We start from the raw sequence: 14,411 nt of genomic DNA, 5'->3' as shown, positions 1-14,411 counted from the left end.
GATCGTGAAGACCTACAAGGGGCGCGGCATCGTGCTGCATACGCTCAAATACGGCGACTCGTCGATGGTCGTCTATCTGCTCACCGACGTCGGGGGACGGCGCAGCTACATGGTTCAGGGGGTCCGCAGCCGCAGCGGCCGGGGTTCGAAGCTGGCGCTGTTCCAGCCCGTCTTTCCCGTCGAGTTCGAGGGGTTGGAGTCCCCGCGGCAGGAGATGCACCGCTTCCGCGAGGTCCGTGCGGGCTTCGCGCTGCAAAGTCTGCCGTTCGACGTCCGCAAATCGACCATGGCGCTCTTCATGGCCGAGGTGCTGTACCGCCTGGTCCGGGAGTGCGAGCCGAACGAGCCGCTCTTCACCTTCGTCTGGAACTCGGTCGGGGCGCTCGACGCGATGCGGGAGGGGGTGGCGAACTTCCACCTTTGGTTTCTGGCCAACCTGAGCCGTCTGCTGGGCTACCGTCCGGGCAACGACTACACGCCCGGCGCCTGGTTCGACATCCGCGAGGGCGAGTACGCGTCCGTGCGCCCGTCGCATCCGGGGGTCATGTCGCAGGAGTGCGCCCGCCTGCTCGACGAGCTGCTGCACTGCGACGTGCGCCGTCTGGGGACGATTCCGCTCAACCGTGCGCAGCGTTCGGACTTTCTGAACGCCATGCTCGTCTATTTCGGCTACCACCTCGACGCCATCAGCGCCGTGCAGTCGGTCCGCATACTAAAAGAGGTATTCTGACGTTTGAAATAGAAAGGAAAGGAGGCGATTATGAGAAAGATGTTGCTTGCGGTCCTTGCGCTCGCCGCAGCGCTGACCGCTCCGGCCCAGCAGCCGCCCGAGTTGCGGCGCGAACGTCCCGATTCGACCCGGCTCCGGGAATTGGAATACCCCGATTCGATGACGCACATGCGCTACTGGCGTCCCGACTACGAGACGATGGAGCCGCTCGAAATCCAGCCCGCCGTCTCCATGACCTCGCTCGTGCTCGTTCCGATGAACAACCTTCCCTCGAAGGTGCGGGTCACCGAGAACAATTCGTTGCGACTGATTCCGCACATCACGCTCTCGAACGGCCAGGCGTGGAACTGGGGCGCGTTCCCCGACTCCTACCTCGATGCGCGGACGCTGTCGTTTCCGATGCCGCGCTGAGGCTATCCGATCCGCAGCGTGAAGGTCACCCGGCTGTCGGTGTTGGCCGTCAGGCGCAGCGAGCCTCCGTGCAGTTGCATGATGCGGCGCGAGACGCTCAGTCCGATGCCCGAGCCGTCGGTCTTGGTCGAAAAGAAGGGCGTGAAGATATTTTCGGTCACTTCGGCGGGGATCGCCCCGCCGTTGTTGCTTATTTCGATCACGACGTGTTCGGCGGCGTCTATGCGCGCCCTGATTTCGATGCGTCCTCCGGGTCTGCCGCCCACCGCCTCGCGGGCGTTCTTGAGCAGATTGACCGCCACCTGTCCCATCAGCGCCTTGTCGGCGTAGATGAGTGTCTCCTGCGGTTCGATGTCCGTCGCGATCTCGATTCCTCCGCCCTCGGCCGCGGTCAGCGCCACCGCCTGCCGCACCAGCTCCCGCACCTCGAACGGCTCCTTCTGCGGTTCGGGGATCCGCGTGAAGCGGCGGAAGCTCTCGACGAAGGCCATGAGTCGCCGGCTCGTCGCCGAGATCGTATCGAGCCCCTGCTCCACGTCCCGGTCGAGCGGCCTCCCGAGGTGGAGCAGCGTGTCGCTGAGCGAGGTGACCGGCGCGAGCGAGTTCATGATTTCGTGTGTCAGAATCCGCGTCAGTTTGCTCCACGACTCGATCTGCATTTCGTTCAGTTCGCTGTTGATGTCGCCCACGGTGACCACCCGCAGCCGCTGTTTCTCGAGCACGATTTCCGAGCAGCCGAGCGTCAGCGCCATCTCTCCGCTCTCCGTGACGCACGTCACGCGGAGCTTCTCCCCGGGGCGGATCGCCGCGAGTGCCCGGCAGGCCTCCGGAGCGGAGGTCTCCAGTTGCCGGATATGGGTCATGCGCTGCATGCCGAAGATGCGCAGCGCCTCGCCGTTGGCCTGATAGACGCTTCCCGTGTCGTTGATCGTGATGAGCCCCGTCTGCGCGCACTCCATGATGAGCTGGTAGTAGCGTTCGCGCTCCTCGGCCCGCATCTTCGCGCGGAGGAGAATCTCCTTGATGCGGTTGAGCGCCGCGTTGAGCATCGCGCTGTCCACCTTCGAGGGATCGTCGTTGAAGCGGAAGGTCAGGTCGTCGTTGTCCACGGCATTGAACATGAACGTCACGCGGCGGATCGAATTGCCGTAGAGGCGCAGCAGGCGGTAGAGCGCCAGCAGCAGGAGCGGCACGAAGAGAATCGCCAGCGGATACCACGGGCTGGTCACCGCCCAGCCCAGCGCCGCGGCCGATCCGGAGAGCAGGGCGGCGTACCCCGCCACGGGTCCGTACGCGATGCCTTCGTGCCGTTTCATAGTCCGTAGCGTTTGATCTTGTTGTAGAGCGTCTGGCGCGTGATGCCCAACTGGCGCGCCACCTCCGTGAGGTTACCGCCGCAGCGGGTCACGGCCTCGGCGATCATCGCCCGCTCCATCTCTTCGAGTGTCGAGAATCCCGTTTTCGGCGATGTCTCCGCAGGGGCCGGGCGCAGCAGCAGCGTGGCGGGGGCGATCGTGCGTCCGTCGCAGAGGATGACCGCCTTCTCCACGGTGTGCTGCAACTCGCGTATGTTCCCCGCCCACGGGTAGTCGTGCATCTCGCGCACGGCGGCTTCGTCGAACCCCTCGATCGGCTTGTTGTACTTCGCGGCGTAGCGTCCGAGGAACTTTTCGGCCAGCGGCAGGATGTCCTCGCGCCGCTGGCGGAGCGGCGGCAGGTCGATGTGGATGGTGTTGATGCGGTAGAGGAGGTCTTCGCGGAACTCCCCGTCGGCCACCATGCCGAACAGGTCGCGGTTCGTGGCCGATATGAGGCGGATGTCCACCTTCACGGGCGTGTTGCTGCCCAAGCGGACGATCCGTCCGCTCTGGATCGCCGTCAGGAGTTTCGATTGCAGGCGGGGCGGCAGGTTGCCGATCTCGTCGAGGAAGAGCGTGCCGCGGTCGGCCACCTCGAATTTGCCCGCGCGGTCCGTCCGGGCGTCGGTGAAGGCTCCCTTCACGTGGCCGAACAGTTCGCTTTCGAACAGCGTTTCGGGCACGGCGCCCATGTCCACCGGAACCATCAGTTCCCGCCGGCGCGCCGAGCGGTTGTGTATCTCGCGCGCGAGCATCTCCTTGCCCGTGCCGTTCTCGCCCGTGATGAGGATGTTGGCGTCCGTCGCCGCGACCTTCTCCACGATCTCGCGGATGCGCGCCATCGCCGGGCTGCCGCCCCAGAACATGGGCTCCTCCTGTTTCAGCTCGCGTTTGATCTCCTTGAGCTGCTTCACTTCGCGCTGCGAGCGGGCGAGGTTGTAGGCGTTGCGCAGCGCCGCCACGAGGCGTTCGTTGTCCCACGGCTTGACCACGAAATCCACCGCCCCGTCGCGCATGGCCCGCACCGCCAGATCGATGTCGGCGTAGGCCGTGAAGAGCACCACCTTGACGTCGGGCCGCGTGCGGTGAATTTCCCGCAGCCAGTAGATGCCCTCGTTGCCGGTGTTGATTCCCGCCGTGAAGTTCATGTCGAGCAGCACGACGTCTATCGGCTCCTCGCGCAGCAGCGTCGCCAGCCGGTTGGGCGTCGGCAGCGTCAGCACGCGTGCGAAGTAGTTCCCCATCAGCAACTGTAGTGCCGCGAGGATGCTGCGGTTGTCGTCCACGACGAGCAGTGTTCCCTCTTTTGCCATGTTTTTCGGTCGTTTGGTGTCGTCTCCGCCGTGTCCGGCGATGCTTCCGCATGCGGAAAAATCCCTTTGTACGCCTCTTTTCGAGGATAAAATTAGTTATTTCAGCCGGAAAACGCACCTCCGGTGTCCAGATTTTTTACGCAAGTGTAAAAATATTTTACATTCCGGGCAGCGGGCGTGAAATGCAACCGCCTGTCGTTCATCCGTCTATCCGGTTTGGCATCGGGTTGGCAAGTGTTGCGGGCAAAGAGAGAACAGTTGAAAATCCGCATGAAACGAACGGTTTTGATCGCCCTGGCGTCTATTTTATGGACACCCGCTTTACGGACATCCGCCGCCTTCGCGGCCGGACCGTCCGCCGGTATCTCCGCCGGTATCTCCGCCGGAGTCGTAGCCTCTCCGCTTCCCGCTCTTTCCGGGGCGGCGGGGAACGCGCGCTCCTTTCCGTCCGTCCCGGATACGGTGTCCGTGTCCGTCCCCGGTTCTGATTCCGTCGCCGCACCCGCCGCCGCGCCGGTCCCCGACACCGTGTCCGCCCCGGAATCCTCCGCCCCGATGACGCTCGACGCCTGCATGCGCTATGCCGTCGAACACAGTCCCGCCGTCCGCCGGCAGGATTACGCCAACCGCAACTACCGGCAGGATTACATCGCCTCCGTCGCCGCGCTGGTCCCCTCGGTGAACGGTGCGGTCAGCGCCTCCACGAGTTTCGGCCGTTCGGTCGATCCCGAGACCAACACCTACACCGACGTCTCGAATTTCGACAACTCCTATTCCGCTTCGGGACAGATGCCTCTCTTCGCGGGCCTCACGGGGATCAACACCGTCCGCGCCGCGAAGGTGATGCGTCTGCAAGGCGTCGAGGAGCTGCAACTGGCCCGCGACGAAGTCGCGCTCCGGACCATGGAGGCCTATTTCGACGTGGTCTATTATACGGGGAGCGTGCGGCTGGCCCGCGAGCAGCTCGAGACCAGCGCCGCCGAGCTGGCCAAGAGCCGCAAGCTGCTCGAACTGGGGCTTAAAAGCGCCGCCGACGTCGCCGAGGTCGAGTCGCAGTGCGCTTCGGACGACTACCTGGTGACCCAGCAGGAGAACAACCTCGCGCTCGCGGAGATCGCCCTTTCGGAGGCGATGAACTATCCGGCGGACCGTCCGCTGGTCATCGACACCGATATCGCCGTCGGGACTCCCGCCGGCACGGTTCCCTTCGACGACGTGTTGGCCTACGCCCTCGACAACCATCCCAAGGCGCTGGCCGCCGGTTACGACGTCCGCCATTCGCGTCTGCAATTCTCCGTGGCCAAAGGCAACCTCTATCCCTCGATCTCCGTGGGCGGCGGCTATTCGACCAATTTCTTCATGAACCTCGACGACCGCACGCAGTACGCCGCCTTTCCGGCGCAGTTCCGCGACAACCGCGGCTACTACTTCTCCGCGCAGCTCAGCATCCCGATCTTCGGCGGGCTGTCGCGCCGCACGAGCCTGAACCGCGCCCGCAACAACTGGCGCATCGCCGAGCTGCGCCGCGTCGAGACGCTCCGCGCCCTGCAGAGCGAGATCGCGCAGGCCTACCAGCAGATGCTCGGCTACGGCAAGGAGTTCGTGCAGGCGTCGAAGAAATCCGACGCCGCGCAGTTGGCCTACGACGCCGTCGCCGGCAAGTACGAACGGGGCATGGTCTCGGCCCTCGACCTCCAGACGGCGGCCGACAAGCTGCTTCAGGCCCGTTCCGAACGGCTCCGCGCCCGCCTCCAGTACATCGTCCGGGTCCGCCTGGTGGAGTACTACAACGGCGAGCCCCTCATCCGCTGAATCCGCTGACGAAAAAACAACCGACATATCATGGACATCCGTATCGAAAAGAAGAAGGGCATCCGCGCCCTGTTCACCAGGCGGGGCCTTCCCTATCTGGCCGGGGCCCTGCTCCTGGTCTTCGTGGTGTGGCTGCTGCTGCGCGACGACTCCTCGACGCTGCGCATCGACGCCCGCACGATTTCCGTGGGCGAAGTCGTGCGCGGCGAGTTCAACGACTACATCCGCGTCACGGGGCAGGTGCAGCCCATCACCACCGTGCAGCTCAGCCCGCTCGAAGCGGGCGTCGTCGAACGGCTCGTGGTCGAGGAGGGCACGACGGTCCGCAAGGGCGACGTGCTCGTGGTGCTGAGCAACACGTCGCTCACGCTCGAGATACTGAACAGCGAGGCCGAACTGGCCGAGAAGCAGAACATCCTACGCAACACGCTGATTTCGATGGAGCAGGAAAAGCTCGACCTGCGGCTGGACAAGGTGCAGCTGGACCTCGACGTGGAGCGCAAGCGGCGCACGTGGCGCCAGAACGAGGAGCTGTACCGCAACGACCTGATCGCCCGCGAGGAGTGGTTGCAGTCGAAGGAGGACTACGAGCTGGCGGCCAAGAAACGCGAGCTGAACGTCGAGCGTCAGATTCAGGATTCGCTCTACCGCTCCGTGCAGATCGAGCAGATGGAGGAGAACCTCGACAACATGAAACGCAACATGCAGCTCATCCGCGAGCGCATCGGCAACCTGAACGTCAAGTCGCCCATCGACGGCGAGGTGGGGCTGCTGGACGTCGTGCTCGGACAGTCCGTCACTTCGGGCCAGAAGATCGGACAGGTGAACGACCTGTCGGACTACAAGGTCGAGGCGCAGATCGACGAGAGCTACATCGACCGCGTGCGTGCGGGTCTCGACGCCTCGTTCGAACGGCAGGATACGAACTTCACGATGCGCCTCAGGAAGGTCTATCCCGAGGTGCGCGACGGCCGTTTCCGCGCCGACTTCACCTTCCGGGGACCCCATCCGGACAACATCCGCAGCGGCCAGACCTACTACCTGCACCTCGAGCTGGGGCAGCCCTCCGAAGCGGTCATCATTCCCCGCGGGTCGTTCTACCAGACCACGGGCGGCGCGTGGGTTTACGTCCTTTCGCCCGAAGGCGACCGTGCCTTCAAGCGTCCGGTCCGCATCGGCCGCCAGAATCCGCAGTACTACGAGGTGCTCGACGGCCTGGAGCCGGGCGAGCGGGTGATCGTTTCGGGCTATGAAAACTACGGTGCGAACGACGTGCTGATTCTCAACCGCTGACTCCTTATCCGTCCGCCATGCGTGTCATTCTGAAAAACCTCTTCACGGCGTTGCGCCGTTATCCTGCGGCCGTCGCGCTCAACGTCGCGGGTCTGGCCGTGGCCTTCGCCGCCTTTCTCGTCATCCTGATCGAGGTGCGTTTCGAATACGGGTTCGATACGTGTCACCCCGGCTCCGAACGGATCTTCCGGGTCGAGATGCGCTCTCCGGAGCTGGCCGACTCCTGGTTCACGATGCTGAACTATCCGCTGATTTCCGACCTGGCAGGCTCCTCGGCCCATATCGAGGCGGCTTCGGCGCTGGAGATGCTGGGCCCCGGGCTGGAGCTGGAGGTCCCCGAGCCGAACGGCGAGCGCAGGCTCTTCCGCGAGACGGTGAAGCGGTGCAATTCCTCCTTCGTGCGTGTTCTGGGGCTGCGTCTCACCGAAGGCGACGCCGCCGGACTGAACACCTCCGCGGGGCTGCTGCTGCCCCGGTCGCTGGCGCGGCGCATGTTCGGCGACGAGCCGGCCGTGGGGCGGATCGTCCGGATCGGCGGGGAGACCTGCACGGTCTGCGGCGTATATGCGGACCTGCCTGCCAATTCGGTCTTCCCGAACTGGATTTGCCGGGGCGGCTCCGATTCCGATTTCGAGCCCTTCCGGTCGTCCCACAACTACATGTGTTTCATCCGCCTCGATTCGCCGGCCTCGCGCGACGAGGTCGCCGCGGAGATGAACCACCGCATCCGTGCCTTTTACGGCTCGGAGGAGGTCGGCGTGCGGCTGACCTGCGTCCGCGACATCTACTTCGCCCGCGACATCCTCTACGACTTCCCGACCAAGGGCAACCGCCGGATGACCGACATCCTGCTGGCCGTCGCCGTGCTGGTCATCGTCATCGCCTCGATCAACTTCGTCAATTTCGCCTCGGCGCTGGCTCCCGTGCGGATGAAACTCATCAATTTGCAGAAGATTCTGGGCGCCGGCGTCCCGTCGCTGCGCCTCTCGCTGCTGGCCGAGTCCGTCGCCGTCGCGTTTGCCGCCTACCTCGCGGCGCTCTGCCTCGTCGGCTGTCTGGCCGGCACGCCCTTCGCCGGGTATGTCGATGCCGACATGTCCTTCGCGGCGAACCGGCCGCTCGTGGGGTGGTGCGCGCTGGTCGCGCTGGGCGTGGGGCTCGTCGCCGGGCTGTATCCCGCCTTCTACATGACCTCCTTCCGTCCCGTGCTGGCCGTCCGGGGGACGTTCTCTCACTCCGCGGCGGGCCGCCGTTACCGCATGGCGCTCGTCGGCGTGCAGTACGTCATTTCGATCGGGCTGATCGTCGCCGCGCTTTTCGTCGGCCTTCAGAACCGCTATCTGCGCCGCTACCCCACGGGATACGACCGGAACCGCGTCGTCGTGGTCAGTCTGACGTCCGGGGCGCTCGAGCGGCGCGACGCGCTGGTCGGAGCGCTGAAGTCCCGCGCCGAGATCGAGGAGGTGGCCTTCGCCTTCCAGCGGTTCGGCGCCGAGGAGAACTTCTCCGGCTGGGCGCGCCCCTACCGGGACCGGGGCGACATCTCTTTCCGGGTGCTCGTCGTGACACCCGAATTCCTGCGCGTACTGGGCGTCCGGCCCTCCGAGGGAAGGGATTTCTCCGACGCCGATCCGCTGCGCGAGCAGGGAACCTATATTTTCAACCAGACGGCCCGCCGCAGGTGGGACATGCGCCCCGGCGACTGCATTTCGGAGACACGCCATGTTTCGGGCTGGGGCGAGATCGCGGGGTTCCTGCCCGACGGCTTCCGCGCCTACTCCCGCCACCGGGCCGAGGATCCCTTCGCGCTCTTCGTTCCGGGGACCGTGGGGTGGACGCTTCCGCTCTCCTATTGCTATATCCGCATCGCTCCCGGGGCGGACCTCTCCGCGGCCGTGGAGCACATCCGCAGGTCGCTGCACTCCGTCACGCCGCTCGAACCCGACATCGAGTTCCTCGATACGGCGGTCGATACCCTCTACCGCAAGGATTTCCGCGCCGGCGTGCTCGTCTCGGCGTTCTCCGCGCTGGCGATCTTCGTCTCGCTGATGGGCGTCTTCGGGCTGGTGTTGTTCGAGACCCAGCACCGCCGCAAGGAGATCGGCATCCGCAAGGTCTGCGGCGCTACGTCGGCTTCGGTTCTCCGCATGTTCAACCTGCGTTTCGTGCGGATCGTCCTCGTGAGTTTCCTCGTCGCCGCGCCGCTGGCCCGGTACGGCGTCTCGGTCTGGCTCCGCGGCTTCGTCGATGCCGTGCCGCTGAGTGCGTGGGTCTTCTTCGCGGCCCTTGTGATCGTGCTCGCGATCACCGTCCTCACCGTCACCGTCCGCTCCTGGCGCACGGCCGGCGAAAATCCCGTCGATTCCGTCAAAACCGAATAACCCATGAAAATCGCTTTCAGAAACTTTCTGACGATGCTGCGCCGTTACAAGGCCTCGTCGCTGCTGAACATCGTCGGCCTGACGCTGGCCTTCACGGCTTTCTACATCATTCTGGTCCAGGTGCGCTGGGAGCTGACCTACAACCGGTCGATTCCCGATGCCGACCGCATCTACCTCGTCGAGTTGCAGAGTTGGTACGAACCCGGCTCGTGGCAGTCGTGGATCAACCGGCCCGTTTCCGAACGGGTCATCGCCTCGGCTTCCGGCGTCGAGGCGGGAGGCTGCTCGTGGGGCGGCTTCGGTTCCGGTCTGGTCTGGCGGCAGAACGCCTCGCGGATGGGCTACGACAAGTTCGCGGTCTCCGCAGGCGCGATCTCCGTGCCGCTGCTCGACGTCTTCTCGTTCCGCTCCGTCGAGGGCGACGTGCACGACATGGCCCGTTCCGGCAGCGTCATCGTCTCCCGCCGGACGGCCGAACGGCTGGACGTCGGCGTGGGCGACATGCTTTGGGTAGATACCGAGAATCCCTCGCCGGAGAACGCCCGGGAGATCGTGGCCGTCTTCGAGGATTTTCCCGACAATTCGCTGCTCGCGGAGTGCGAGGTCGCCTACGATCTGGGCGACAGGTGTCTCGACGATCCGTCGGAGTGGAGTTTCAACTATTTCGTCAAGTTGCGCCCCGGGACCGATCCCGGGCAGTTCGTCGCCTTCTGGGACGGGGTGCGCCGCGAAATGAACGCCGAAGCGGCTGCGGACGGCGGATATACCTCGGACGAGCTGCCCGTCCGGCTTTCGTCCCTTCCGCAGCTCTACTTCGAGACCGATGCCCGCGTGCCGTGCGCCCAGGGGTCCGAGGCGACGACCTGGACGCTGCTGGGCATCGCCCTGCTGGTGATCGTGCTCGCCTTCATCAACTTCGTGAACTTCTTCTTCGCGCTGGTTCCCGTCCGCATCCGCACGGTCAATACCTTCAAGGTCTTCGGCGCGTCCGCCTCCTCGCTGCGTTTCGGTTTCGTCTTCGAGGCTGTCGGGCTGGTGGTCGTTTCGCTTTTCGCGGCATGGTATCTGGCCTTCTTCGTCAAGGGTACGGAGTTCGCCAGCTACATCTCCGCGTCGCTCGCTCTTTCGGAGAATCTGCCGGTCGTGGCCGCCGTCGTCGCCGTGGCGCTGGTCATGGCGTTGTCCGCGAGCCTCTATCCGGCGTGGTACATCACCTCGTTCGCTCCGGCGCTGGTCGTCAAGGGCTCCTTCTCGGGGACCGCGGGCGGGCGTTTGCTGCGCACGGTGCTGCTGGGGGTCCAGTTCACGATCGCCGTCGGGCTGATCGTCGCCACGGGCTTCATCCGTCTGCAACACGATTACATGATGAATCACGACATGGGATTCGACAAGCGCGACCTCGTGGCCGTCCGGTTGTCCAATACCGCCGCCAGGAGTTACGACGTCCTGCGCGACAGGCTTCTCTCCGATCCCCGCATCCTCGACGTCACGGGGGCCGAGGGACGGCTGGTCAATGTGAGCCGCATGGGCTGGAGCCGGGAGTTCAAGGGCAGGCAGGTCAGCTTCCAGGCCTATATCGTGAAGTGGAACTTCCTCCGCATGATGGGCATTCCCGTCACCGACGGCCGCGACTTCCTCGATTCCGACGACCGCAAGCCGGTCGGCTCGCTGATCTGCAACGAGGCGGCACGCCGCGAGTTCGACCTGCATCTGGGCGATCCGATCGGCGGCTTCTGCGACGACGACCCCATCGTGGGTTTCTGCGCCGACTTCAATTTCAAGCCTTTGCAGTACGGTGTCGCGCCCTTCGTCTTCTACGTCCTGCCCGAGGAGATGTCGCAGCTCTCGGGCGGCCGTTCGGCACGGGTGCTCTACGTCCGCCATGCGCCGGATGCCGACATCGCTTCGGTGACCGAGTGGATTCGCCGCTGCATCGTCGAGACGGACCCGCGCCTGACGCCGGGCGAGTTGCAGGTCCGCACCTTCGGGGAGGAGCTGGGAGCCGAGTACGGCAAGGAGCGTCGTCTCTCGACCGTGGTCGGGCTGTTCACGCTGCTGTCCGTGGTCATCGCGCTGATGGGCGTCTTCGGGATCGTGCTCTTCGAGACGCAGCGCCGGCGGCGGGAGATCGCCATCCGGAAGGTGATGGGCGCCACGACGGGCGAGGTGCTCCGTATGTTCAACCGGCGTTACGCCGCGATGGTGCTCGTCTGCTTCGCCGTGGCGGCTCCGCTGAGCGCGTGGGCCGTCTCGCGGTGGCTTTCGACGTTCGCCTACCGTGTGCCGATGCACTGGTGGGTCTTCGCTGCGGCGTTGCTGGCCGTGCTGGCCGTGACGGTGCTGACGGTCACCGTCCGTTCGTGGCGCGCCGCCTCGGAGAATCCCGCCGATTCGGTCAAGTCCGAATGATACCGAAACCGACAACGATTCATTAATCTTAAAAAACATTTAGTCATGTCAATGCTGAAAGTCGAGAACCTCCGCAAGGTCTTCCGGACCGAGGAGATCGAAACCATCGCCCTGAACGGCGTGTCGTTCGACGTGGACGAGGGCGAGTTCGTCGCCGTCATGGGGCCTTCGGGATGCGGCAAGTCCACGCTGCTCAATATTCTGGGCCTGCTGGACAATCCCACTTCCGGGAGCTACTCCCTGCTGGGGCAGGAGGTCGCCGCCTTCCGGGAGAGGGACCGCACGAAGTTCCGCAAGGGCAATATCGGCTTCGTCTTCCAGTCGTTCAACCTGATCGACGAGCTGAACGTCTTCGAGAACGTCGAGCTGCCGCTGATCTACATGCGCGTGAAGGCCGCCGAGCGCAAGCGCCGCGTGAACGAGATCCTGGGCCGCATGAACATTTCGCACCGTGCCGAGCACTTTCCGCAGCAGCTTTCGGGCGGTCAGCAGCAGCGCGTGGCCATCGCCCGCGCCGTGGTGTCGAATCCCAAGCTGATCCTGGCCGACGAGCCTACGGGCAACCTCGATTCGAAGAACGGCCGCGAGGTGATGGAACTGCTCTCGGAGCTCAACCGCGAGGGCACGACGGTCATCATGGTGACCCACTCGCAGTACGATTCGACCTTCGCCCACCGCGTGCTGCACCTGTTCGACGGCGAACTGGTCAAGGACCTCGCGAACCGCATGTGACCGGCGTTCCCGCCGCCGTCTGCCGATGCCGTACGGAAGTCCCCGGGCGGGAGGGGCAAGCGAAACCCGGCGGACCGCAAAGGTCCGCCGGGTTCGTCGTATCGGGTCGCACCCCGCGCTATCGCACGATGCGCAGCACGTCCTCCGCGATCTGCTCTCCGGTCAGCCGGTTCGCGCGCAGCAGCTCTCCGAGGTCGTAGCGGTCGGCGAACTCCTTGCGGAGTCCGTAGTTCAGCACCCGCATCGGCGTGGGGCCGTACCGCCGGGCGATCTTCTCGCCGAAACCTCCGTCCAGCGAGCCGTCCTCCAGCGTGACGACCGCCCGGTGATCGCGCAGCAGCTCCTCCAGCAGCTCCTCGTCGAGGCCCGTGATGTAGCGCGGATTCACCAGCGTCGCGTCGATTCCCGCCTCGGTTTTCAGCCGGTCGGCCGTCTCCTCGCCCAGCGCATGGAACGACCCGAGCGCCAGGATGGCCACCTCCCTGCCCCTGCGCTCCACGCGGTAGCGGTTCAGTTCGCCGTATTCCGTGTCGAACGGCCCGGGACGGTGCACTACGGCGGCTCCCGGCACACGCACGGCCACGGGGTGTTCCCGCTGGCGGATCGCCCAGTCGAGCATGGCGAAGTACTCCTCCGCGCAGGTCGGCGCCAGATAGACCAGATTCGGGATGTTCGCCAGCAGCGGGATGTCGAAGAACCCGAGGTGCGTCGCGTCGTTCATGCCCGCCGCGGTCCCCATGAATACGGCGATCACCGCCGGATTCCCGTTGATGCAGAGGTCCTGCGAGAGCTGGTCGTAGCAGCGTTGGATGAAGGTGCTGTACACGCCGTACACGGGGCGGCCTCCGGCCTTTGCGATGCCTGAAGCCAGCGCCACGGCGTGCTCTTCGGCGATACCCACGTCCACGAGCTGCCGTCCGGCTTCGCGGCGGCGTTCGGGCGTGAATCCCATGACGGCCGGGGTTCCCGACGTGATGGCCACCAGCTCGGGCTGCGTGCGCATCCGTTCCAGCAGGAAGCGGCCCGTCAGGTCGCAGTAGTCCTCCCCGCCGCCTGCGGCTTTCGGTTCGCCCGTCGCCAGGTCGAACGGCATTCCCCAGTGGAACCGCTCCTTCTGCCGCTCGGCCGGGGCGTATCCCTTGCCCTTGAGCGTGCGGATATGCACGACGACCGGTCGCGGCGTGTCCTTCACCTGCCGGAAGGCGGCGGTGAGCGCCTCGATGTCGTTGCCCTCCTTCACGTAGAGGTAGTCCAGCCCCAGCGCGCGGAAGAAGTTGCACGGGGCCTTGCCGTCGCTTTCGCGCAGTTCGCGCAGGTTGGCGTAGAGGCCGCCGTGGTTCTCGGCGATCGACATTTCGTTGTCGTTCACCACGACGATGAGGTTCGTGCCCGCCTCTCCGGCATTGCTCAGTCCTTCGTAGGCTTCGCCGCCGCTCAGCGAGCCGTCGCCGATCACGGCGATCACGTTCTCGCTGCCGCCCCGCAGGTCGCGGGCCTTGGCCAATCCGCAGGCCAGGCTCACCGAGGTCGAGGTGTGGCCGATCGTGAAGTGGTCGTGCTCGCTCTCCTGCGGATTGGTGTAACCCGACACCTCGTCGTAGTCCGCCGGATCGAGGAACGCCTCGCGGCGGCCCGTCAGCATCTTGTGGACATAGCTCTGGTGCGAGACGTCGTAGATGATCTTGTCCTTCGGCGAGTCGAATACGCGGTGCAGGGCGATCGTGGCCTCCACCATGCCCAGGTTCGGTCCGATATGTCCGCCGTGGGCGCTCAGTTTCCGCAGCAGCGCCTCGCGGATCTCGTCCGCCAGCGCACGCAGTTGCTCCGTCGTGAGACCCCGGAGGTCCTGCGGAGCGTCGATTTTTTCAAGATACATGCTGTGTTCGTTTTTGTGTTTGTCCTGTCCGGTATCTGTCTGTGTCGGCCGTCGCGTTCGCAGTCTTTCCTGCCCGGTGCGGCCGGAATGCCTTTC

General features: G+C 65.1%; 10 protein-coding genes. 7 read left to right on the top strand and 3 right to left on the bottom strand.

All coding sequences use genetic code 11. The annotated features are described in order from the left end of the window. Positions 1-4 precede the first annotated feature (4 nt). The gene (recO, locus tag FME97_RS05620; protein WP_141428273.1) at positions 5-730 is read left to right on the top strand and encodes a DNA repair protein RecO; all 726 of its coding nucleotides are present in this window, start codon (positions 5-7) and stop codon (positions 728-730) included. A gap of 30 nt (positions 731-760) precedes the next feature. Beyond that, on the top strand, positions 761-1,141 hold the full coding sequence (locus FME97_RS05615) for a hypothetical protein (protein WP_232522945.1): 381 nt from the start codon (positions 761-763) through the stop codon (positions 1,139-1,141). A gap of 2 nt (positions 1,142-1,143) precedes the next feature. On the opposite strand, the gene FME97_RS05610 is transcribed toward FME97_RS05615, so the two are convergent. Both FME97_RS05610 and FME97_RS05605 read right to left on the bottom strand, forming a co-directional pair. Further along, positions 1,144-2,457: a sensor histidine kinase gene (locus tag FME97_RS05610; RefSeq protein ID WP_141428272.1), complete on the bottom strand. Its 1,314-nt coding sequence runs from the start codon at positions 2,455-2,457 to the stop codon at positions 1,144-1,146. Then, positions 2,454-3,812, bottom strand: a complete 1,359-nt coding sequence (locus tag FME97_RS05605) for a sigma-54-dependent transcriptional regulator (protein ID WP_141428271.1) — start codon at positions 3,810-3,812, stop codon at positions 2,454-2,456. Before FME97_RS05605 ends, FME97_RS05610 begins: the two co-directional genes overlap by 4 nt. 555 nt (positions 3,813-4,367) lie before the next feature. Between FME97_RS05605 and FME97_RS05600 the strand changes: the two genes are divergently transcribed. Genes FME97_RS05600 through FME97_RS05580 form a run of 5 tightly spaced genes read left to right on the top strand, consistent with a single transcriptional unit; the run spans position 4,368 to position 12,439 of the window. Beyond that, positions 4,368-5,624, top strand: coding sequence for a TolC family protein (locus tag FME97_RS05600; RefSeq protein WP_232522944.1), 1,257 nt, complete (start codon positions 4,368-4,370; stop codon positions 5,622-5,624). Between the two features lie 30 nt (positions 5,625-5,654). Then, positions 5,655-6,917: an efflux RND transporter periplasmic adaptor subunit gene (locus FME97_RS05595; protein ID WP_141428269.1), complete on the top strand. Its 1,263-nt coding sequence runs from the start codon at positions 5,655-5,657 to the stop codon at positions 6,915-6,917. Between the two features lie 17 nt (positions 6,918-6,934). Beyond that, a complete protein-coding gene (locus tag FME97_RS05590; protein ID WP_141428268.1) occupies positions 6,935-9,298 on the top strand; it encodes an ABC transporter permease in 2,364 nt (787 codons plus the stop codon). A gap of 3 nt (positions 9,299-9,301) precedes the next feature. Then, positions 9,302-11,707, top strand: a complete 2,406-nt coding sequence (locus tag FME97_RS05585; protein ID WP_141428267.1) for an ABC transporter permease — start codon at positions 9,302-9,304, stop codon at positions 11,705-11,707. 51 nt (positions 11,708-11,758) lie between these two features. Further along, positions 11,759-12,439, top strand: a complete 681-nt coding sequence (locus tag FME97_RS05580) for an ABC transporter ATP-binding protein (RefSeq protein ID WP_141429959.1) — start codon at positions 11,759-11,761, stop codon at positions 12,437-12,439. A 118-nt stretch (positions 12,440-12,557) separates the two neighbouring features. On the opposite strand, the gene FME97_RS05575 is transcribed toward FME97_RS05580, so the two are convergent. Continuing rightward, entirely contained in the window at positions 12,558-14,315 is a 1,758-nt protein-coding gene (locus tag FME97_RS05575) for a 1-deoxy-D-xylulose-5-phosphate synthase (RefSeq protein ID WP_141428266.1), read from the bottom strand. Positions 14,316-14,411 lie beyond the last annotated feature (96 nt).

This window comes from Alistipes dispar, assembly GCF_006542685.1.
GTDB classification, from domain to species: domain Bacteria; phylum Bacteroidota; class Bacteroidia; order Bacteroidales; family Rikenellaceae; genus Alistipes; species Alistipes dispar.
Note: the sequence above shows the minus strand (reverse complement) of the source record. Positions and strands in the feature narration are given on the sequence as shown.

Excerpts from the sequence above, each read along its gene's own strand:
- FME97_RS05600 (WP_232522944.1), top strand. The coding sequence starts at position 4,368 with ATGACGCTCGACGCCTGCATGCGCTATGCCGTCGAACACAGTCCCGCC.
- FME97_RS05585 (WP_141428267.1), top strand. The coding sequence starts at position 9,302 with ATGAAAATCGCTTTCAGAAACTTTCTGACGATGCTGCGCCGTTACAAG.
- FME97_RS05590 (WP_141428268.1), top strand. The coding sequence starts at position 6,935 with ATGCGTGTCATTCTGAAAAACCTCTTCACGGCGTTGCGCCGTTATCCT.
- FME97_RS05605 (WP_141428271.1), bottom strand. The coding sequence starts at position 3,812 with ATGGCAAAAGAGGGAACACTGCTCGTCGTGGACGACAACCGCAGCATC.
- FME97_RS05595 (WP_141428269.1), top strand. The coding sequence starts at position 5,655 with ATGGACATCCGTATCGAAAAGAAGAAGGGCATCCGCGCCCTGTTCACC.
- FME97_RS05580 (WP_141429959.1), top strand. The coding sequence starts at position 11,759 with ATGCTGAAAGTCGAGAACCTCCGCAAGGTCTTCCGGACCGAGGAGATC.
- FME97_RS05610 (WP_141428272.1), bottom strand. The coding sequence starts at position 2,457 with ATGAAACGGCACGAAGGCATCGCGTACGGACCCGTGGCGGGGTACGCC.
- FME97_RS05575 (WP_141428266.1), bottom strand. The coding sequence starts at position 14,315 with ATGTATCTTGAAAAAATCGACGCTCCGCAGGACCTCCGGGGTCTCACG.
- FME97_RS05615 (WP_232522945.1), top strand. The coding sequence starts at position 761 with ATGAGAAAGATGTTGCTTGCGGTCCTTGCGCTCGCCGCAGCGCTGACC.